The sequence below is a fragment of the Carboxylicivirga litoralis genome (assembly GCF_025499605.1).
Classification (GTDB): domain Bacteria; phylum Bacteroidota; class Bacteroidia; order Bacteroidales; family Marinilabiliaceae; genus Carboxylicivirga; species Carboxylicivirga litoralis.
In genome coordinates this window covers 1-21026 of sequence record NZ_JAFMVC010000030.1, presented here as the reverse complement: position 1 = coordinate 21026, position 21026 = coordinate 1, and the positions used below count along the sequence as shown (strand labels likewise).

The window sequence follows — 21026 nt, the reverse complement described above, 5'->3', positions numbered from 1 at the left end:
TTATTTTCCTTTTGGTAACAACTTTATTTCCCTCTAGATGAAAATATTTTTCTATCAAGAAGATTTCTTTTTCGTCTTGATCAAAAAATAATTGCATCATCCTACAATTTAATTTCTCAACTTATAAACCTTTCAACTATTCATCAATTAAACAGTTGACCTGTTCGACAGTTCGACGATTTATCAATTCACCAGTTCCACATTTTATCACTACTTTTGATTACAAAGAGAAATTTTCATGTCAGAATTAAAGATTTACCGCGCTTCGGCCGGCTCGGGCAAGACCTATACCCTTTCGGGCGAATTTATTAAACTCCTGTTTAGCGACCCACAAAGTTATAAAAGCATATTGGCTGTGACATTTACCAATAAAGCCACTGCCGAGATGAAAAATCGCATATTGGAGAACCTGTTTGCCCTGGCAACTGCGCCCAAGCCCGATTACCTGACTGATTTAATGAAAATACACGATAAGCCGGAAGCTTACATTCGTAAAGTAGCCAAAAGCTTATTAATTAATATTCTGAACGATTTCTCGAAATTCTCGATTAACACCATTGATAGCTTCTTTCAAAAGGTGATTCGCTCCTTTGCCTATGAAGCTAACCTACCAGCAAATTTTAAAGTTGAACTCGATTCGGAGCGTATTCTGGCGCAAGCGGTTGATAATCTACTGCGCGAACTGGAGCTGAAAGGCAACGAAGATTTAAAAGAATGGTTGATTAAGCACACCTTATCAAAAATTGAAGAAGGCAAAGACTGGAACATCGCCCAGGAATTAAACACCCTTGGTCGCGAAGTGTTTAAGGAAGAATTTCAGAGTTTGAAACCGGAAGTTTTACAAAAGCTACGCGATAAAAAACTGCTTAACAGCTATCGTTATACCCTAAAAAAAATAACGGATACTTTTGAAGAAAGCATTCAGGAAGCAGCTCAAAAAGGATTGGATGCACTAAAAACGTACGCTGTTAGCTGGGATATTCTACAAGGCAAATCGCGCTCACCATTAAAGAAATTAGAAAAACTGGTGAACGTCACTAAAGCAGCTGATTACCTGGAAATAATAAAACTAGACGGTCTGGTTAATAATCCCGAAACTTGTTTTCACAGTAAAAACTCCGAGTCAGATAACAGCATTGTTATCGATTGCTTTAATGGTGGTTTAAACGAAGCCCTGCAACAACTCTCGGGCACTTTTATTGAGCAAAAAACCAATTACTATTCGGCAAAAGCTATCCTATCGAACCTGAATGCGTTAGGCATTACCACCGACATTGCCTTGAAGGTAAATGAGCTGGCTCGTAATGAGAACTTATTTCTTTTAGCCGATGCCAATCGCCTGCTTCAACAAATTATCGATGAAAATGATACACCTTTTATCTATGAGAAGACAGGCACCCGCTTTCAGCATTATATGATTGATGAGTTTCAGGATACTTCGCGTTTGCAATGGAATAACTTCAAACCGTTGCTTCAAAACAGCGTGAGTGATGGCCATATGGCCATGATTGTCGGCGATGTAAAACAGTCCATCTACCGTTGGCGTAATTCGGATTGGAAATTACTAAGCGACCAGGTGAACATTGATTTTGCCAGTCATGGTATTGAAGCCATGACACTTGATACCAACTGGCGAAGTACCGAAAATGTTATCACCTTTAACAACATCGTTTTTGCCGGCGCTTCTCGAATGCTGCAAACCGAGTTTATCAATTCATCGGCTGAAGCTGTTGACGAAGCCAACATACCGGGTGATTTGCATGCAAAAATCAGCATGGCTTATGACGATACCATTCAACAGGTATCACCAAAATCAGTTGGCTCAGGTGGTTTTATTCACGTTGATTTTGTGGATGGTAAAAACGCCGAATTCAGAAACAATGCCACGCAAAATGCCATCGTTCAAATTGAACGTTTGCTGGATGAGGGCTACGATTACAAAGACATTTGTATACTGGTGCGTCGCAAAAGTGAAGGTCAGGAAATTACGGAAGCTTTATTATCCGGTGCCTTCTCTCCCTCCGAACGAAAGCATCCGGTTATCTCTAACGAAACACTATTATTGAGTAGTTCCCCGGCCGTTAACCTGGTAATTCAGCAGATAAAATACATTCAGGAGCCGGACAATGCTGTTTTTGAAGCTTTTATTAAGCTTTACAGCCATTTTTATCAAAGCAATGTGGCGGAGGAAGTCATCCATTGCGACACGGAAATTCTGAATAATGATAACAGAGGCTGGTTCAAAGAATTATCCAACCAATTACTTTCACTCAAAGGCCAGCCGCTGTTTGAAATGGCCGAAGCATTGGTGCGCCAATTGCCTGATGAATTACACCAGAACCAGTTTGTCTTTCTGCAAGGCTTACTGGATGCCGTTCGCGATTACGTGACAAACTATTCGGTGAATGCCCATGATTTTATCAACTGGTGGGACGATAAAGGACAAGGAACAGCGATATCGGTACCCGAAGGCCAGAATGCCATTAATGTAATGACCATACATAAGTCTAAAGGCCTTGAGTTTAAAGCCGTCATTATCCCCTATTGCAACTGGAATATCGATGACAAAGGCCGAGGCAGTTTAATCTGGAGTCGCCCCAAAGAAGCACCTTTTAATGAGTTGGAACTGGTACCTGTAAACTACTCCGACACCTTGCTACACTCCATTTTTATCGAAGATTATCTGACCGAACGTCTGCATCAGTTTGTAGATAATCTCAACTTGCTATATGTTGCTTTAACGCGTGCCGAAGAGAGTTTGGTGATAATGGCTGAAAAGCCAGCTAAAACAGGCGGTCTGAAAAATGTGTCGCATTTACTATTTCGTCTCATCAATCAATTTAATATGCTCGCCGGTTTAGATGAACAGTTGATTAAAAATCTGGTGAATGGATGGGATGATACTGAACAACAATTTGAATTTGGCTCTATTCCTGCTCAAAAACCGAAAGAACAGAGGGAAGCACCATCCATCGATGATTTTAGAACCACCGAACTAGGCTCACGCATCAAAATACACCCCGAAAGCATTGCTATGAGCTCTCCAGATAGTCTCAAGCACCTGAAACACGGTAAATTGATGCACCGCTTATTTGAGTTGATTGAAACAACTGAAGATGTGGATAGGGCTATTACAAAGTTAGTGCTGAATGGCCAGCTAAAAACCTCAGAAAAAGACAGTTTGAGGGATTTTGTCAAACAAAAGATCAATCAGGAAAAAGTTAAAGATTGGTTTCAACCACAAAGCAAAATCATTAACGAAGGTACCATCATGGTTCCATCAGGCACCTATCGCCCTGACAGGGTAATTATTAGCGATACTAAAGTGGTTGTGGTCGATTACAAATTTGGCGAGCTTAAACAAGAAAAGTATGCCCTGCAGGTAAAACGTTACATGGATTTATTAAAGAAAATGGGCTACGAGAATGTACAAGGCTACATATGGTATTTGCACGAACAAGATGAAATTATCGACATTACAGATCAGGCTGTCCAAGGAAGTTTATTTTAATCAATAGTATAAAAAGTGCACTACGTTTGTGCACTTTTTATAAATCCAATTAATCAACAATAACCTCGTCAACAAACAACCAACTTTTATTTCCAGCAGCTGAATGCCATTGAGGTATTTCTTTTTGGTTCACAACCGTTATTTTAACAAATCTCGACGTTGTTCCTGATATATCAATCGTATAATCCATAACCAAAGCTTCGCTCTGCAGTGGAATATTGTTAATAGTTGAACCAGCATGGACATACTTATGACCATCCAAAGAAGTTTGAACCACTATTTCCTGTGGTAGAAAAATCCAGGAGCCTGTTTGATGCAAACAACCAACTGTTATTTGTGATAATTCCTTAACTTCCTCCAAATCAATAATCACCTCAAGATCATCACCTTCGAAGCCCTGCCAGTTACCATCACTGAAGTTACGACTGCCACGTAAACTATTAACCAAGGTTATTTCAGTATCACCTTTGAATTTACGGCTTGGTTTAGTATCATATTTAAGAGGCTTTGCTGTTGCTTTATGGATACTAAAATTAATACTTGATGAATTACCTAGCCTCATCCCTTTATTAAAGCTGCTGGCCTTTACTTCAACCGATGCATTTATCTTGATTGGTTTATCGTATTTATTTGATGAAACTGTCGGCTCTGTCCCATCCATAGTATAATAAATGTCAACAACAGGTATCTCAGTTGCAAGTTCAAGTCCAACCTGCTTTTCTTTTTCATTAAAAACACTCTCAAACTGAACCGTGTACATGCTTTTGGCATAGTTAAAACCCATATTATCATAGGCATCACCAATATTCTTAATACGCTGACTGAAATCTTTCCAATCACGTTTACTTTCTTTGGTCCAAAGAACTTCTGCTAAAGCAGCCATTCGTGGAAAAGCCATGTATTGCATGTGTTCTTTATTTGGCACATGCTCAGTCCATAAATTACCCTGACCACCAAGTATATGTTTGGCAGCTTCCGGGCTTAATCCTTCTGGAATTGGATTAAAATCGTATACTTTTTGTAATGGAATATAACCATTAAAGGCTAATGGCTCAGAATCGATAGGTCCCTGATAATAATCCAGATAACAATGCGATGTTGGTGTCATAACAACATCATGCCCGCCATTCGCAGCCTCAATTCCCCCTTTAAACCCGCGCCAGCTCATAACGGTTGCATTAGGGGCCAAACCACCTTCCAATATTTCGTCCCAACCAATCAGCACACGGTTGTTGGACAATAAAAACTGCTCAATTCGTTTAATAAAGTAACTCTGTAAAGCATGCTCATCGGCCAGTTTTTCGTTTTTAATTCGGGCCTGACATCGTTTACATTTTTCCCATTCTGCCTTGTTAGCCTCATCGCCTCCAATATGAATATATTTGGACGGAAACAATTCCATCACTTCTGATAGTATATCTTCGATAAAATCAAAGGTGGCATCATTACCAGCACAATAAATATCAGTTATTGGCCATAACCCACCCGGCATAACATTAAAGGGACCTCCCGTGCACGAATACTCAGGATAAGCAGCCAACGATGATGTGGTATGTCCAGGCATTTCAATCTCTGGTACCACAGTAATAAAACGCTTCTGAGCATAAGCTACTACTTCGCGAATTTCATCTTGTGTGTAGAATCCTCCATAAGTAGCTGTTTCACCATTCTTCATTGGTGGACGGGCATGCCATGGTAAGTCCTCTCGGTCAACACGCCAGGCTCCAACTTCCGTTAACTTTGGATATTTCTTTATCTCAATCCGCCAGCCCTGGTCATCGACCAAATGCCAATGAAAAACATTGATTTTATGAAAGGCCAGGTAATCGATTAACTCTTTCACTTCATCTTTAGTAAAGAAATGACGCGAAACATCTAACATCATGCCTCGCCACCCAAATTGTGGTGCATCCTTAATTGAAACAGCACTCAGTTGATAGCTAAAGTGCTTATTGTCTGAAATGGATAAAATATCTGGCGAACAAAGCTGCAAAAGTGTTTGCAAAGCATAAAAAACGCCATTAGCTGTGGATGCTTCAATCTTAATCTGATCGCTATTGATATTAAGGAGATAGCCTTCTTTGGCCAGATTATCATTTTTGGTAATGACGATGGCATTTTTTTGAGCATCGGAAACAACCTTCAGTTTGTTTCCACTATGTTTAAATACGTTCTCGTTAAAGACCTCAGCACCAGAAATCAGAGCTTGATCGTTAACTGATAGCACTGTTTTATCAGAAAAAGTAAAAGTACCAGTACTATTCTCTATGTTATTCGGAAGTGGGATTAATGATGCTGTATTTAATTGTGGCTGTTTACATCCACTAATTAACACCACAAAAACGGCAATTACTAATAGCTTGATTGAATTCATTTTTTGGTTCTTGATTATGATTGATAAAAATCACAAAAAACAATTCAATACAAAACCTAGGCTTGTTCAATTAAGGAGAAGAGTGTTCAATAAACTGAAATTCAACCACTTTTCAAAACTATCAATAAATTACCTGTGGACGTCGACGCGTACTGGCCCAAGTATTATCCATTTCAAAAAGATTGTATTCGGGCCATTGCTCAATGGATTTAATGCCTCTCTCCATTACTTTAGATATATCATTGGCCAAGGCTGGTCCTTTCCAGCTTCCAGTATTAAACAATACGACGTAAGAAATACCATTATCCTTACGAGCCATTAAAGCAGATGTGCCTGCTAAAGTTCCTGTACGATACCAGGTGTTTGATCGAATGCGTCGCCAGCCAAGCGGACCGTAATTATTATCGTCACTACTCACCATTCTTTCAACACTTTCAGGCTTTAAGTAATCAGGGTAAGTATCAAAGCCATCAATTGCCAGCATTAGTTTCATTAAATCAGTAGATGATGCAATCCATCCTCCGGCAGCACCTAATGAATTCATATCATTGCCACCATATGTCCGTAAAACCTGGGTAGTGTCGCCTTTATAATCGCTTACATAAAAAGTTGGTGTTGGCTCGTAATACTTTACTTCCAGCTCTGCCCGCTCGTGCAAATGACTGCCTCCAATGCGCATATCGAAAATACCGAGTGGATATAACAAATTAGTTTGAATGTATTTCTCGTAATCCATACCAGACGCCTTTGAAATAACTTCACCTAAAATCATATATCCCAGATTGGAATAATACGACGATTGTCCGGGCGTAAAATGAAGACGCTTATTCAATACAAACTGAATGATATCACTTTTTGTAACCGGTAACGGTTTATGCAATGAACGAGCTACAACTGTAGGCATAAACATCTGATCGCCCCAACGTGTGGTCCAACCTCCGCTATGTTCCATTAAATGACCTACTGTGATTTGCTCTACTCGTTTATCTCGATAATTCAGGTATATTGAGTCATTTAGAATCCCTTCAGTACCAAAAACTTTAGAATCAAGTGTTAAAGCTCCTTGTTCCTGAAGGCGCATAATGCCAGCTGCTGTTATTAACTTGGAGATGCTGGCGATGCGGAACAGATTATGAGGTTCCACCTTTTGCTCTGTTTCTTTATCAGCATTTCCAAAGCCTTTGGCATAAACCAACTCACCGTCTTTAGCAATAGCTATTGATGCTCCTTCAAGCAATTCACGGCGCATAAAGCGCTCAACTTGTTTTTCAAGATATGCAAACTCAGGATTGTCTGACATAAATCCCGGTACATGAAAAGAACTGACTTTTGTTCCAGGTGGATTAAAATCGCTGCCATACGACTCTGAAACTGGGTTAACCATTGAAGAGGTTATCCATAAAGTGCCAGTAATGGCAATGGCGAATAGGGATTTATATACTAACTTCATCATTCACTCGTAAGTGCTACAAAAATAATGGTTTCATCTATTCGATGAAACCATTATTAAAATATTTATTCCAAATCCTATTGAAACGGCTTAATACTACAACCAATGGCTTTCGTAAAATCCGGATTAACCTTTTTACCTTCTTTTACTGCTTTTATAGCATCTTCAAGGTATTTTACTTTCACCTGCGATGCTTCCTGCGGACTGTCATCAATCGCTCCAATATATGCTACTTCGAAACCGTTACGTGTATTATCCAATAAAAACACATGTGGTGTTTTAGTTGCCCCATACGCTTTATAAACACCTTCATTATCCAATAAATATGGAAATTGATATTGCTTAGCTACCATGTGCGAAAAACCATCAGTAGCATATTTAACCGAATCATTTGGGTTTATTGCTACCACAGGAAACTTTTGTGGTTCATAGGCTTTGTGCAACAAATTAATACGCTCTTCATAAAACTTGGCATACGGACAATGGTTACAAGTGAAGATAAGAATAACACCTTCCTGGTCACTAAAGTCTGATAAAGCCACCTTTTGATAGTCAGTATTAATTAGTTTAAAATCCGGAGCTTTATCCCCTACTTTTACTTGTGCGTGTAAACTAAATACACTGACAACAATTGCCAATAATAATACATACTTTCTCATAATAGTTGATTTTATTGATTAATGCTTGAAACTAATTGCAATAACTGTGGCAAATCCAACTCACCTTCATGAAACACCTGTTGTTTTTGATGGTAAACAACCGTGGCAGGAATGGCTCCTGACCAATTTGCATTTATTTTATCAATCCATTCATTGGGGTTGCGTTCATCCAAAAGCAAAACTTCTTGCTTCACCTGCTTTTTCTGAAGAAATGGGAGTAATTGTTTTTCTTTTTGTGATTTAAAATCCAGACTCACTAACAAAACCTTTACTTTTTGACTGGCCTGCTGTAATTCATCCGATTCGAAAATGGGTAATTCTTCAACACAAGGCGGACACCATGTAGCCCAAAAATTAACTACATACAATGTATCATCTGATTGTGTTACACGCTCAAGCAGCTGATACATTGTAACCTCTTCAATAGTTTGCGATTTGACAGAAGCAATTAACCCCAAAATAATAAATACCAATAAACTAAGCTGTTTCATAATTAGAAAAACAGCAGCAACAGTTTTTGGTTTAACGCGATTTGTTAATGCCTTGTTAAGATATAGTACCAACTACCATACCTGCTAATAAGCAACAAGCAAAGTGGATAAACAACAGACGGCAAGTATTGTGGAATTAACCAGCTAAAAGCAATAGGTAGGATGGCACAGATGATTAAAAACAGCAAGTAAAAATGAAAACTTTTAGAACGGAAAAACCAGGCTCCAAAGAAAGCGACAAACACATTAAACGGGATAGCCCACAACATATTAAAATTTTCACCAGTCACGCTATGGCGCGATAAAAACCATAAAAAGAAAATAAGACAGCCAACGACTCCGGTTAGCAGCAAAAACAAACGGTTAACAAAAAGAAATGCTTTTTTTCGCTTTAATTCGAAATACATGAATACAAGTGAAATAAGCAATAACAACCAAAACAATAGCGCAGGTGTAAACCAGTTTTTCTTAATTGATTGGTCAAAGGATAACAAGGTTTTAGTCTCACCAAGCAAAGGAGTGGCATCGGCTTTTACAGCACCAACCAAATGTTGCATCAGGTAATCGGGCAAAAACATTTGGTTATATAAATTAGCATCATCATCGGTTTTCATACCTAAGATTATATCTAATCCGTCGGCAACCCACGGTAGTTTGGCATCATACAAATGCAACATCTCACGATATGTGTTTTCCTCTGCTCCAGCTTCATCATATTGTAACCCACCGTCTAAATTATCCTCTATAATATCCCTGATACGTGTAGCACAATTATCAAATAAAAAATCGTATCGATAATAGCAATTCTCTGGCTGAGCATTTAAAACAATGGCTTTAAAAAACTGCTGCTTTTCTTTTTCTGTGAAATGGATTTTTTGCTCCCAAACACTGCGCTTTTCATAACCATAGTTTCTAATGAATGTGCGATAGTTGCCTACCCGAAGCATATAATTTAGGTTACCATTGGCAAACTTTAAATAGAAATTAGGCGTGTCAAAATCGAAAGTGCCATAATTAAATACCCAATCAAAGCCACCAACCGGATCATGTACACGAATGGCACTGTGCCCAAATAATGAGTATAGTTCATTTCCGGGTGAACAGGTCAGCAATGATATTTGAGCCTGTTCTGACAACTTTTGCTGAGCCGTAACTGAAAAATGAGCAAACACAATCAGAACAATAATGAATATATGACGCATACTTTCTTTTTTTGTCGAAGATAGAAAAATTAAATATGGCAGAATTGTTAATTCGGGGATTTGTCAATTGGGCGAATCGGTGATTTTATTCAGCCCTTAGTTATAAGGTATAATTATCAAGCCACAATTATTCCATCCATTCGCTTTCGTCATATATCACTATTATATTTGCTCTAAATAATTAACCTATGCTTGACCGAAAAGAACAAATTATAGAATATGTATTGGGTGAATGGAACGATACCTTTAAAACATTAGCTTCTGAAATATGTCAAAACCCCAATGATGTGAAGTTACTTCTTGAGCTAAACGAACACCCTGATCAGAAGATTGCCTGGCGAACAGCGTATCTGCTTGATTTGGCGCACGACATAAAGTCCAATATTTTGGAAGAGTACCTTGAATTAATAATGGATCGTACTCCAAAACTCAGCAATCAAAGTATAAAACGCCACTACCTTCGAATATTATCGCAACACGATTTAAGCGAGATAGCCGATGGGCAACTGCTCGATTGTTGTTTCGAATGGCTACAAACCGAAGACACCCCTATTGCTGTCAAAGCACATTGCATGCAAATAATTTACGATTTAACAATCCCATATCCTGAATTGATTCCTGAACTGAAAGCTGTTCTTGAAAACCTTTTGCCCTATGGAAGTAAGGGGGAAGTTAATCGGGCTAAAAAAATCCTGAAATTAATTGAGGAAAAAAACAAATAACACCTCACTATATATTACTGTATTTCAACACCATAACTCACACTAAATATAAGTCACCACAAATATTCTCAAAAAAACATCCACTTTTATTTCAATCCGGTGCATCCTTTTTAAATGCCCTCTGTCTTTAAACCGACAATTAGCTAAAAATTGACACAACACAGTACCGACATACATAAACCCATCATTGAGAAAGCGGCGAAAGGCAATGCCAAAGCACAGAGAAAGCTATATGAACTCTATGCCAGGGCTATGTTCAATATTTGCTACCGCATGATGAATAGCACAGAAGATGCTGAAGATATGTTACAAGAAGTGTTTTGTGAAGCTTTCAGACGATTACATAGTTTTCGGTTTGATTCAACTTTTGGAGCATGGATAAAACGAATCACTATTAACCGTTGCATCAATGAACTAAAACGTCGCAAACTGAACCTGGAATTAAACGAAGAGATAACGCCTGATATTATTAATGAAGAACAAGAAAACGAGGATGAACTGGAACTAAAGGTTGAACATATTAAACTAGCCATGAGCATGCTGCCCGACGGATACCGCATAATCTTTTCGCTGTATATGCTCGAAGGCTATGATCATCAGGAAATTGCTGAAATAATGAACATTACAGTTTCGACATCGAAATCACAATTAGCAAGAGCCAAACGAAAATTAACCGAAATATTAAAAGCCAGCTCAATGCAATACAAGCTTAATTAAATTGATGTGTTATGAATGATCGCCTAAAACAATACATTGACCAAAACAGAGGAGCTTTTGATAGTCTTGATGCACCTATTGGTGGCTGGGACGCCATTGATAAGCAATTGCACGGACATAAACACAAGCGATTCAGGATACTTCGTTATAGTGGCATTGCAGCTGCGGCTGCTCTGATTGGCATTATGCTTTATGTAACCGTATTACAGCCACAAAACAATGGCGAACAAATAGCAGAAGTCAGTTACATGAGTGAAGCTGAATTGTATTACGCTACCGAAGTCAATCAAAAAAGAGCTCAGGTGTATCAGATGTCGGCTCAATATCCCGAACTGCAAACCGAGATGGACAATGACCTGGCTGAACTGGATACTATTATGGCCGAGTTAAAACGCGATCTGAAAGACAATGTCGATAATACAGAAGTTGTAGAAGCCATGATTCAAAATTACCGCATGAAACTGTCAATTTTGGAAGACATCATGCAGTTTTTAGAAGAACAACAGGAAGATAACGAACAAACTCACACATCCTATGCGTTATAAATTACTATATCTGCTCATTAGCTTTTTAACCCTGTTTGTTTATGCGCAGGCACAAACTTTAACCGAGGAAATAAAGCGGCACGAAAGCTTTTATGTTTTACCATCTTCAACGCTCGAGGTAAACAACAAGTATGGTAATATCCATTTCTCAACCTGGGACAAAGATTCGGTGGATATCAGCATTAACTTCTTTATTTCGGAAAAGAATGAAGCCCGCTTTAATAAGATAAAAGATAATGTGCAATTTAAGATTACCGGTAATTCGGCCTATATGATGGCTGAAACAGTATTTGGCAGTAAATACGCTTCGTTTTTCAAAAACATAAAAGAAGTAACCAACCTGCAAATACCTGACAACTCGCGCACACGCATTGATTACTTTGTTAAAGTGCCGGCACATATAAACCTAAAAGTTAATAACCGTTATGGCAATATTTTCATCCCTGATTTTGCTGGTAATCTTAATATTAACCTATCAAATGGAGATTTTCAGGGCCATAAAATAACAGGCAATAATAACCTTACACTTGCTTTTGGTGATGTGATGATTGAATCGATGAAACAAACGTCGCTCAACCTAAATTTTAGTAAAGTAAATATTAATTCAGGACAGCAGCTAGATATTGTTTCCAAATCCTCTGTAGTAAAGATCGACCAATGTGATTTGATTAAACTGCAATCAAAACGCGATGATTACCAGATTGATGAATTAAGTCACTTGTTCGGAGAATCGTATTTTTCGAAACTATCAATTTTAAATCTGAAAAAGGAATTTAATATGGTGATGCAATATGGTGCACTAAAACATTTAGGCATGGATGCGGCATTTGATTTATTAAAAATCAATTCGAAATATGCGAATTGCAATGTTGAAATTACCCAACCGCGAAGCTACTCGTGTGCCATTATGGCTCCTAAAAGCGACATAAATATTCCAAAAGATTTGAAAGCAAGTACTGATAACTGGCAAGATAAAATAGAAAATGAAACGATAATCTTTAACTACAATAATTTATCAGCCAAAGAAAAAGTGCAGATATTAATTGACAATGCCAGTTTAAAGATTGACCATAAATAACCACCCATGAGATTTATTTATCTATACACAACATTCATCTTGCTTCTGGCTTTCTCAATTAAAAGCACGGGACAAGATTATAAAAATGCTGTTCGCTTTTCGTACGGTACTTATTTAGGTGTTTCATACAAGCGTATGTTTGACCAGGAACAAGGTTTTTTAGCGAATATACAATATGGCGAAAACAGCTTGATTCTCTCAGGCATAAGAGTAATTGACACCCCTGCCTTTCCAGAAACATCGAGCAAATGGTTTTTCTCCTACGGCTATGGTGTGCACCTGGCTTATCGTACTAAAATCAAGAACCGTAATTTGTTCCGGCCATTTGCACCGGCCATCGTTCATGAGGGAAATTTTGTTTCACCAGGTATTGATGGTTACCTGGGACTGGAGTACCGTTTTTTGAAATACCCATTTACTGTTTCGGCTGATTTTATGCCCAACTTCGAATTTTTTGGACCAGGTTATTTTCGAGTAAACATGAATACATTATCGGTTACAGCAGCATTTGTTTTTTAGAATATACACGCTATAGCAATTATATAAAATCGAAAAATTTAATACTTAAACATATGAAATCAATTGTTCTATCATTAGCACTTTTGTTGGTTATTACACTAACTGGTGCACAAGAAAACAATACTGAGCTACGCACTATTTTTGGTAGCACCGAAGGAAAATCGCACGGTGGTTATGGTGCCGTAATGATTAATTACAGCGAAATTATGGATCGTGATGCCCTGTTGATTGGAGCACGCGGCGCATGGGTAGTTGATCACAATTTTGGAATAGGTTTAGGGGGTTATGGTTTTATGACCGATCCTCAATGGGATAATGTACTAAATGAAGAATACCAGGTCTCTGGCGGATATGGTGGTATATTAGTTGAACCTATAGTAGGTGCTAAATCACCGGTTCATTTATCGTTCCCTATATTAATTGGTGCTGGTGGTGTAGCCTATAACCAACATTGGCAAGAAAATGAAGACAACGATTATGACGATGAAAATTATGAAGACAGCGATGCTTTCTTTGTCATAGAACCAGGCATCGAACTCGAATTTAACATGATAAAATTCATGCGCATGGGGTTATCGGTTAGTTATCGATATACAAGCGACATCAACTTAAGTTATAGAACTAGTACACTTAACAAACCCAATCCAAATGTTATTGGTTCAGCAGATATGCTACGCGGTTTCAATTTTGGATTGGTAATGAAGTTTGGTAAATTCTAATTCAGTGAATACAAACCAAAAATATTAAACGAGCAACGTTTCCTTACTTTAACGAAGATTGGCAATTTCCTTTTTCCCTTCCTTAACCCAATCTTCGTTATTTTTTTGCCCTTAGTTTGATGTATCTTCTTTATTTAGAAGTTTATCTTCCCATTTTTTAGTAAACTCATCGAAAAATGGGATGGATACACCGACTATAAAACGCCAGCGATTCCAATGAACATCGGTATAAGCATCCGGATCAATAATACCCGAACTATCTCCTTCTGGAAAACCAAGAGCCCGGTTAACCCGATATTTTGTTGTTGCTAATGTAGCTCCAAAAGTAATATCAGCTCTTTTTAGGTGCAACACCACTCCTCCTCCAAAATGATTGATATTAGAATCAAAAGTTGAAGCAAACGTTTTTTCTTTGAAAACACTCTCTTCGCTACTGCCGGCAACTGCAGCAGAAAAGTCGGTTGAATAACTCAGGTAACCATACACGTTATCACTAAAAATAAAGTTATATCCCACTCCAAAATTCAATACTGAATTTAACTCATCTACTAAAAATGATTGATACATGTTATTTGAACTTTGACCATAAAAGGGTTCGCTGTTCATCAACGTATATTCTTTAACCGCTCCAAAATATTCAGCACTTGCATGAAGAGAACCTCTTTTTGTTTTATAACCAATACCAGCTGCTATTGCAAATGGGGTCTTTAAGTTCATGTCCAAATCACTTTGTTTATTGCGCTCATATATTGGCTTAAGCTCATTAATCCCGGTATAAACATAGTCGTAGGCAAAAGAACCATTACCACTTAAAGACACGGTGGGTGTCGTAATTGTTATTCCCCACGTAATGGGAGCATGATTCCAGGCAAGACCAATCTTCCACAATAGACCTGTATGTGAATAACTGTACTCATTGTTATTTTTATATGCTTCTACATCTTCAGCATCAGTATAGGCATACATCTGTGTTTCGTCAGCAGCATTTTGCTTTCGTATGGTAATAAAATTACTTATTCCTATACTAAACATGTTATTCGGAGCATACGACCAGCTTAAACCAAACCATTCTTCATTAAACTTCTTCTGAAGATAAACATCGCCACTGAAGTACTCATCTCCAGGAATAGCCGGTAAAACATCTCCAAACGAATTACTGCTTTCCTCAATATCAACATCCATCCTCCTTCGCCCCAGAAATGAATAGGCAAACGAATGTTTATCCCAACCTTTAACACGATATGTACCAGCCAGCAAACTTGGTGCACCACCAAACGTCGATTTACTTTTAGGCGATGTCCGATTGTCTTCTGAACTTGTGTTAAATTTAAAGGAGCTAAGTTGATATACCTTCCCACTAATGATGAAGGCATTTTCTTCTATTAAACTAAGGCGAGCCGGGTTATAAAAAACAGCACCCAAATCCTCTACACTGCCCGAAACAGAATTACTCAACAACATTGAATTGGTACCATATTGTTCAGTCCAGTAATGAGCATCTTGTGCCTTCATATTGGCTATTAATGCTAATAATGTCAATAAAAATATATATCGCATAGCAATAGGCTTTGTTAAATAATAATGCAAATTATGCAATTAATTTGGAAAAAGCATAAGGCCAGAATTGCATATCATAACCAAATTTAAGGGTATCGCATGTGTAATGTTAATTTTTGACAAATAACCAGATTAAACAGTCATAATCATCACCTTTTTATACATTTGTGCTTCTAATTGTAACTCATCCTATGTCGAAACAGGCACAAAACGTTAAAGAGCTGGAATTTGAACGAATTCCCAAATTACTTTGGAGATATTTCCTACCAGCTTTTGCCGGAGTCATCATCAACTCGCTATACAATATTGTCGACCGCATATTTATTGGTCATGGTGTTGGAGCCATGGCTTTGTCTGGCTTAAGTGCGGTATTCCCTATCATGGTTATAATGATGGCTTTTGGTATGTTGATAGGCATGGGAGCTGGAGTTAGGGTTTCGCTAAATTTGGGCAAAAAAGACTTTAACAGAGCTGAAAAAGTACTGGGTAATGCCTTTGTATTAATGGTAGTAGTGGCACTTTTTATTATGCTATTAGGCTTTGTAATTAAAAACCCGCTACTTAGTTTTTTCGGTGTTAATAAACAAACCTTTGATTATGCCAATGAATACCTAAATATTATCCTTTTTGGCTCGGTATTTAATATTGTGGGTTATTCACTTAACAACCTTATCCGCTCAGAAGGCAGTGCAAAAGTAGCCATGATATCAATGCTGATTAGTGCAGGCTTAAATCTTATTCTCGATCCTATCTTCATTTTTGTGCTCGATATGGGGGTCGCCGGAGCTGCCTATGCCACTATCCTGTCTCAGTTTATATTGATGATTTGGGTAATAGCCCATTTTAGAAGCAAGCGTTCAGTCATAAAACTACGCGTGCGCCATTTTAAGCTGAAAAAAGATATTATTTGGTATATTTTATCCATTGGTTTTGCTCCTTTTTCCATGCAGCTTGCTTCTAGTCTTGTATTTGGTACTTTTAATGTTCAACTGGTCAAGTATGGAGGCGATTTAGCGGTTGGGGCCATGGGGGTTATCATGAGCGTTGCCATGCTTTTAGTAATGACCATTATTGCTATCAATATGGCTGCGCAGCCTATCATTGGTTTTAACTATGGAGCAAAAGATTATAAACGTGTAAAAGAAACGTTGGTGATAGGACTCATCTTTGCTACAATCATTTCAATTCTTGGCTTTGGTTTGAGTGAGCTGTTTCCTCGTACCATCATAAAAGCTTTTAATACCGACAGTGGCGATTTATTGGATATTGGAACGCGTGGTTTACGTTTATTCCTGCTGGCATTGCCGTTGGTAGGTTTTCAAATTATCACCGGTAACTACTTTCAATCGACAGGCAAAGCAGGATTAGCGGCTTTAATTTCGCTGCTTCGACAAGTAATTGTATTGGTGCCCATCCTATTAATTCTGCCCAAACACCTGGGTTTAGATGGTGTATGGCTGGCAGGTCCAATTGCCGACACTGTGTCGGCCCTTATAACTGCCGTTTTTCTGATTAGGGAGTTAAAACGCCTCAACAGAGCAATAGCTTATCAACAAGAAAAAAGCTGATAACCAGAAGATCATCAGCTTTGATTGGTATATAATTTTGGTCCAGATTAAACAATTAGATTAGTTGTTCAATTTTTCAATATTCTTCTGAATTTTCTTAATGGCCGATTCAATTGATTTTTCTGGTTCAATCACATTGTAGGCTCCCCAGAAGTCAGCATCAGCAAACCCCATTTCGGTCTCGCTCATCACCACGTTGGTTTTCATACGCTCAGGACCTCTGAACACCTTGGCATCCGTCTTTTCCCAGTCGGTAACTGCCATTTCAATACCAGTGTGATAGTTGGTGTTAAACAAACGTTTTTTCCAATTAACTTTAAAGGTGATTTCACCGCGCGAATAACCATATATCCACTTACCGTCTTTTTCACGATACGACACCAAGTAAGAAGCTTTTGTCGGGTAAACGTCAGCGCCGGCAGGTTTACGCTTGATAAACAATTCTCCTGCTGCTTTTTTATCCTCTGTATTCACATTATACGATGCGCTAACAATGGCCATAGTTTCCGAATCGATATATAAGCTACCGTAGAATAATGGTTCAGGTACCTCTTCTTTTTGCTTGAAGTTTAAGATGTATAAAATACGGTTATCCTGACGAGTAATGTTACCAATCTCAAAGTCATATTGGTCAAGCATATCATACTTTAAAATCATATAAGGACTTTTCATAATATCCAACATTAAAGTGGAATACGGCCCACCTTGTAATTTGAATACCAAAGTATCGAGCTTATTATAGTCCACACTCTTACGGCCTTTCAACATCTTCACAGCATCATTCTTTTGGTTGTTGTAGCCTTGTTTGTACACTTCAACTACGGCCTCAGACAAAGATGCATAGGTACGTCCTTTACGAATTGTCTCACGATAAAAAGCCGTCATCATATTCTCATGCTGCGTGTAGTTGTCTTTACGATGGTTTAAAACTGCCTCAATGAGTAAGTCAGGATCCTTGGGAAACACGGTAATCGCATCTAAAGAGACGGACAGTACCTCCAGTTTAATTTTATTCTTATCCTCTTTTAGATCTGTAATGGCCACTGTTTTTTCCTGGTAACCAATGTATGAAAAAGTGATGCTTTTATTCAACATCTCATTAGGTACTTTCAGTGCAAAATATCCTTCTGAGTTGGACACTGTTGCAATGTTGGTGCCTTCAATCATCACATTGGCAAATATTAATTCATCACCACTATCGGCTGCCACTACTTTTCCTTTAAATTCCTTATAAGTACCTTCTTCAAACACCCGTTTTTCTTTTTTAATGGCATCGTTAGCCACCAATGAGCTTGAAAGTATACTAACTAGCAGAATCAAGAATAAACGTGCTTTTGCTTTAAATATGTTTCTCGTTGCTTTCATGATATTGTAGGTTTAATGATTACTAATCGCTTTGTCAACTTAAGGACATCCGGCGCCAGGCTTTTCCCCTATCGTTTTTTCGATTTTTTTTAAAATATTGTCTTTTCTTCTTTAATTTGTGGCTCATAATTAATAACAACATATCAATTAAACCATGAAGAAAATATCTACTAAGCTAATACTGTTAGCACTGATGCTAACATGTATTAATTCGACCTTTGCTCAACTTGAGCGCTCTGAAATTGATAAAAAATACAAATGGAATTTCACCGACTTGTACGAAAGCGATGAAGATTGGTCATCGGCTAAAGATAAATTAGTAACTGAAATGAGTAAGGTGACCGATTACAAAGGAAAGCTAGGTTCATCAGCTGCTACCTTGCTCAATTACATGCAGTTTTCGGATGAATTAATGAAAGAAGGTTACCGCCTATACATTTATGCCTCGTTAAAATCAGATGCTGATTTACGTGATTCGGAAAACATGGCGCGTGTTAAAGAAATTCGCCAGGTATTTATTGAGTATGGCCAAAAGGCATCGTTCGTAACACCTGAGTTAGCTGATATACCTGAAGCAACCATGAAACAGTTTATCGCCGAAGAGCCTAAACTGGAGACCTACAAAATGGGGCTGATGGATGTCTACCGCATGAAAAAGCATACTCTGTCGCAGTTAGAAGAAGCTGTGATGGCTAAAACAGGTATGATTACCGGAACAGCCAATTCAACATTCAGCGTGTTTAGCAATGCTGAAATGCCACGTGTGAAAGCCTCCATTGACGGTGAAGAAAAAGAACTGACACCGGCTAATTTCGGCATTGCGCGTTCATCGGCCGACCGGGCTTTACGCCAGGAAGTCACCAGATTGTATTGGGATAACTACCTGAAGTATGAAGGTACTTTTGGTGAGATGTTGAATGGCCAGGTCAAGGTTAATGTTTTTCAGGCCAAAGCACGCAACTACCAATCGGCTCTGGAAGCAGCCGTTAAGCCCAATAACATACCAGTAGAAGTATATCAATCGCTGGTTAAAAATGTGAATAACAACCTGGAGACCTTCCACCGCTACCTGAAGCTTAAAAAGCGCATGCTGGGTGTTGATGAATTAATGTATTCGGATATATATGCACCAACGGTTAAAGGTGTGGAGCTAAAATACAACTACGAAGAAGCCCAGGAACTCATCTTAAAATCATTAAAACCGCTTGGCAAAGAATATGTCGAAGTGGTTGACCATGCTTTTAACAATCGCTGGATTGATGTTTACCCCACTGCGGGTAAGCGAAGTGGCGCTTATTCAAATGGTGGCGCCTACGATGTTCACCCCTATATTTTAATGAACTACACCGACCAGTATAACGAGGTAAGCACCTTAACGCATGAGTTAGGCCACACCATGCATAGCTATTACTCTAACAAAACACAGCCTTTTGCCACATCTGATTATGCCACATTTGTTGCCGAGGTAGCTTCTACTTTTAATGAGGTATTGCTTAACGACATGATGCAGAAAAAACTAAAAGACGACGACTTACGTCTATCCTTATTGATGAGTATGCTGGATGGCTTTAAAGGTACCTTATTCCGTCAGACACAGTTTGCCGAGTTTGAACTGTCCATTCACGAAGCCGCTGAAAAAGGCACACCTCTGACAGGTAAAGTGCTGACTCAGATGTATGGCGACATCACCCGCAAATATTATGGACACGATAAAGGCGTGTGCACGGTTGAAGATAATATTGCCATCGAGTGGGCTGCTATCCCCCACTTTTACATGAATTTCTATGTTTACCAGTACAGTACCTCTTTTGTAGCATCACAGGCATTGGCCGCCAAAGTATTGGAAGGTGACAAAGAAGCTAAAAAGCGATACATTGAGTTTATCTCTTCAGGTGGTTCCGATTATCCAATTGAACTGTTAAAGAAAGCCGGAGTAGATATGACTTCATCAGAGCCTTTTGATAAAACCATTGAGACGATGAATGGCATCATGGACGAGATTGAGGCCATCTTAGATAAGAAAAAGTAAATATTACGCTACGTTCATTTGAAAGGCTGCTCGTTTGAGTGGCCTTTTGTTATCGTAGCTCCCTTTTAGTTCACTATGCAACATAGTGAAGAAACACACAAAAGCCCGATCAGTACGATCGGGCTTTAAATATTCAGTTTACAGCTGCCGTAGCACCTGTAATAATTGTCAATTCCTAATTGATATTATGCTGCTTTATTAATTTTCGTTTCAAGCAGGGTTAAAAAAACATGTAATTCACTTGGTTCAATCATCTGCACAGGAATCCTCATTTTTTTAGTTTTATCAGCTGATTTGTAGTGCATGATTACTTTCTTCTCACTAATTCGCTCAATATTAACTAAATCAGAATACATAATAAATTTAGTAGCGCCCAGGGGAGCAAACTTAATCTCCAGATTATCCTCGCCAATTTTAATAATATCACTTCAGTACATGACAAAAGTATAATTAATTGAAAATCAATTAATTAAGTAGTTAAATTGCTTGCTTAAAACCTTGATATTCAGTATCTTACAAA

Annotated in this window: 16 protein-coding genes; 9 read left to right on the top strand and 7 right to left on the bottom strand. The window is 38.3% G+C overall.

The features are described 5' to 3' along the window. Window positions 1–238: 238 nt before the first annotated feature. Window positions 239–3511: a UvrD-helicase domain-containing protein gene (locus J1N10_RS18285; RefSeq protein ID WP_262328179.1), complete on the top strand. Its 3273-nt coding sequence runs from the start codon at window positions 239–241 to the stop codon at window positions 3509–3511. Between the two features lie 49 nt (window positions 3512–3560). Here J1N10_RS18285 and J1N10_RS18280 read toward each other — a convergent pair whose 3' ends face one another. The 5 genes from J1N10_RS18280 to J1N10_RS18260 all read right to left on the bottom strand — a co-directional run bounded on the left by J1N10_RS18280 (window position 3561) and on the right by J1N10_RS18260 (window position 9687). After that, window positions 3561–5885 (bottom strand): beta-N-acetylhexosaminidase, encoded by a 2325-nt coding sequence (locus J1N10_RS18280; protein ID WP_262328178.1) that lies wholly within the window; start codon window positions 5883–5885, stop codon window positions 3561–3563. 121 nt (window positions 5886–6006) lie between these two features. After that, window positions 6007–7338, bottom strand: a complete 1332-nt coding sequence (locus J1N10_RS18275) for a serine hydrolase domain-containing protein (protein ID WP_262328177.1) — start codon at window positions 7336–7338, stop codon at window positions 6007–6009. Between the two features lie 74 nt (window positions 7339–7412). Beyond that, window positions 7413–7994, bottom strand: a complete 582-nt coding sequence (locus tag J1N10_RS18270; RefSeq protein ID WP_262328176.1) for a thioredoxin family protein — start codon at window positions 7992–7994, stop codon at window positions 7413–7415. 11 nt (window positions 7995–8005) lie between these two features. Next, entirely contained in the window at window positions 8006–8485 is a 480-nt protein-coding gene (locus tag J1N10_RS18265; RefSeq protein WP_262328175.1) for a TlpA family protein disulfide reductase, read from the bottom strand. A gap of 44 nt (window positions 8486–8529) precedes the next feature. Beyond that, the gene (locus J1N10_RS18260) at window positions 8530–9687 is read right to left on the bottom strand and encodes an Lnb N-terminal periplasmic domain-containing protein (protein ID WP_262328174.1); all 1158 of its coding nucleotides are present in this window, start codon (window positions 9685–9687) and stop codon (window positions 8530–8532) included. Between the two features lie 188 nt (window positions 9688–9875). Between J1N10_RS18260 and J1N10_RS18255 the strand changes: the two genes are divergently transcribed. The 6 genes from J1N10_RS18255 to J1N10_RS18230 all read left to right on the top strand — a co-directional run bounded on the left by J1N10_RS18255 (window position 9876) and on the right by J1N10_RS18230 (window position 13987). Then, window positions 9876–10409 carry a hypothetical protein gene (locus J1N10_RS18255; RefSeq protein ID WP_262328173.1) on the top strand — a complete coding sequence of 178 codons (534 nt, stop codon included), beginning with the start codon at window positions 9876–9878 and terminating at the stop codon, window positions 10407–10409. 150 nt (window positions 10410–10559) lie between these two features. Continuing rightward, entirely contained in the window at window positions 10560–11126 is a 567-nt protein-coding gene (locus J1N10_RS18250) for an RNA polymerase sigma factor (RefSeq protein WP_262328172.1), read from the top strand. 11 nt (window positions 11127–11137) lie between these two features. Then, a complete protein-coding gene (locus J1N10_RS18245; RefSeq protein WP_262328171.1) occupies window positions 11138–11671 on the top strand; it encodes a hypothetical protein in 534 nt (177 codons plus the stop codon). After that, window positions 11661–12749, top strand: coding sequence for a hypothetical protein (locus tag J1N10_RS18240; RefSeq protein ID WP_262328170.1), 1089 nt, complete (start codon window positions 11661–11663; stop codon window positions 12747–12749). The genes J1N10_RS18245 and J1N10_RS18240 overlap by 11 nt, the downstream gene beginning before the upstream one ends. Before the next feature lie 6 nt (window positions 12750–12755). Next, window positions 12756–13268 (top strand): hypothetical protein, encoded by a 513-nt coding sequence (locus J1N10_RS18235; RefSeq protein ID WP_262328169.1) that lies wholly within the window; start codon window positions 12756–12758, stop codon window positions 13266–13268. A 53-nt stretch (window positions 13269–13321) separates the two neighbouring features. Continuing rightward, window positions 13322–13987, top strand: coding sequence for a hypothetical protein (locus J1N10_RS18230; RefSeq protein ID WP_262328168.1), 666 nt, complete (start codon window positions 13322–13324; stop codon window positions 13985–13987). A gap of 111 nt (window positions 13988–14098) precedes the next feature. Here J1N10_RS18230 and J1N10_RS18225 read toward each other — a convergent pair whose 3' ends face one another. After that, window positions 14099–15544: a hypothetical protein gene (locus tag J1N10_RS18225; RefSeq protein WP_262328167.1), complete on the bottom strand. Its 1446-nt coding sequence runs from the start codon at window positions 15542–15544 to the stop codon at window positions 14099–14101. A 191-nt stretch (window positions 15545–15735) separates the two neighbouring features. Between J1N10_RS18225 and J1N10_RS18220 the strand changes: the two genes are divergently transcribed. Further along, window positions 15736–17112: an MATE family efflux transporter gene (locus J1N10_RS18220; protein WP_262328166.1), complete on the top strand. Its 1377-nt coding sequence runs from the start codon at window positions 15736–15738 to the stop codon at window positions 17110–17112. 60 nt (window positions 17113–17172) lie between these two features. Here the strand turns inward: J1N10_RS18220 and J1N10_RS18215 are convergent, their stop codons facing one another. Beyond that, a complete protein-coding gene (locus J1N10_RS18215; protein ID WP_262328165.1) occupies window positions 17173–18477 on the bottom strand; it encodes a carboxypeptidase-like regulatory domain-containing protein in 1305 nt (434 codons plus the stop codon). Between the two features lie 154 nt (window positions 18478–18631). Here J1N10_RS18215 and pepF point away from each other — a divergent pair, with 154 nt between their 5' ends. After that, window positions 18632–20506 carry an oligoendopeptidase F gene (gene pepF, locus J1N10_RS18210; protein ID WP_262328164.1) on the top strand — a complete coding sequence of 625 codons (1875 nt, stop codon included), beginning with the start codon at window positions 18632–18634 and terminating at the stop codon, window positions 20504–20506. Window positions 20507–21026: the final 520 nt, after the last annotated feature.

Excerpts from the sequence above, each read along its gene's own strand:
- J1N10_RS18285 (WP_262328179.1), top strand. The coding sequence starts at position 239 with ATGTCAGAATTAAAGATTTACCGCGCTTCGGCCGGCTCGGGCAAGACC.
- J1N10_RS18280 (WP_262328178.1), bottom strand. The coding sequence starts at position 5,885 with ATGAATTCAATCAAGCTATTAGTAATTGCCGTTTTTGTGGTGTTAATT.
- J1N10_RS18275 (WP_262328177.1), bottom strand. The coding sequence starts at position 7,338 with ATGATGAAGTTAGTATATAAATCCCTATTCGCCATTGCCATTACTGGC.
- J1N10_RS18270 (WP_262328176.1), bottom strand. The coding sequence starts at position 7,994 with ATGAGAAAGTATGTATTATTATTGGCAATTGTTGTCAGTGTATTTAGT.
- J1N10_RS18265 (WP_262328175.1), bottom strand. The coding sequence starts at position 8,485 with ATGAAACAGCTTAGTTTATTGGTATTTATTATTTTGGGGTTAATTGCT.
- J1N10_RS18260 (WP_262328174.1), bottom strand. The coding sequence starts at position 9,687 with ATGCGTCATATATTCATTATTGTTCTGATTGTGTTTGCTCATTTTTCA.
- J1N10_RS18255 (WP_262328173.1), top strand. The coding sequence starts at position 9,876 with ATGCTTGACCGAAAAGAACAAATTATAGAATATGTATTGGGTGAATGG.
- J1N10_RS18245 (WP_262328171.1), top strand. The coding sequence starts at position 11,138 with ATGAATGATCGCCTAAAACAATACATTGACCAAAACAGAGGAGCTTTT.
- J1N10_RS18240 (WP_262328170.1), top strand. The coding sequence starts at position 11,661 with ATGCGTTATAAATTACTATATCTGCTCATTAGCTTTTTAACCCTGTTT.
- J1N10_RS18235 (WP_262328169.1), top strand. The coding sequence starts at position 12,756 with ATGAGATTTATTTATCTATACACAACATTCATCTTGCTTCTGGCTTTC.
- J1N10_RS18230 (WP_262328168.1), top strand. The coding sequence starts at position 13,322 with ATGAAATCAATTGTTCTATCATTAGCACTTTTGTTGGTTATTACACTA.
- J1N10_RS18225 (WP_262328167.1), bottom strand. The coding sequence starts at position 15,544 with ATGCGATATATATTTTTATTGACATTATTAGCATTAATAGCCAATATG.
- J1N10_RS18220 (WP_262328166.1), top strand. The coding sequence starts at position 15,736 with ATGTCGAAACAGGCACAAAACGTTAAAGAGCTGGAATTTGAACGAATT.
- J1N10_RS18215 (WP_262328165.1), bottom strand. The coding sequence starts at position 18,477 with ATGAAAGCAACGAGAAACATATTTAAAGCAAAAGCACGTTTATTCTTG.
- pepF (WP_262328164.1), top strand. The coding sequence starts at position 18,632 with ATGAAGAAAATATCTACTAAGCTAATACTGTTAGCACTGATGCTAACA.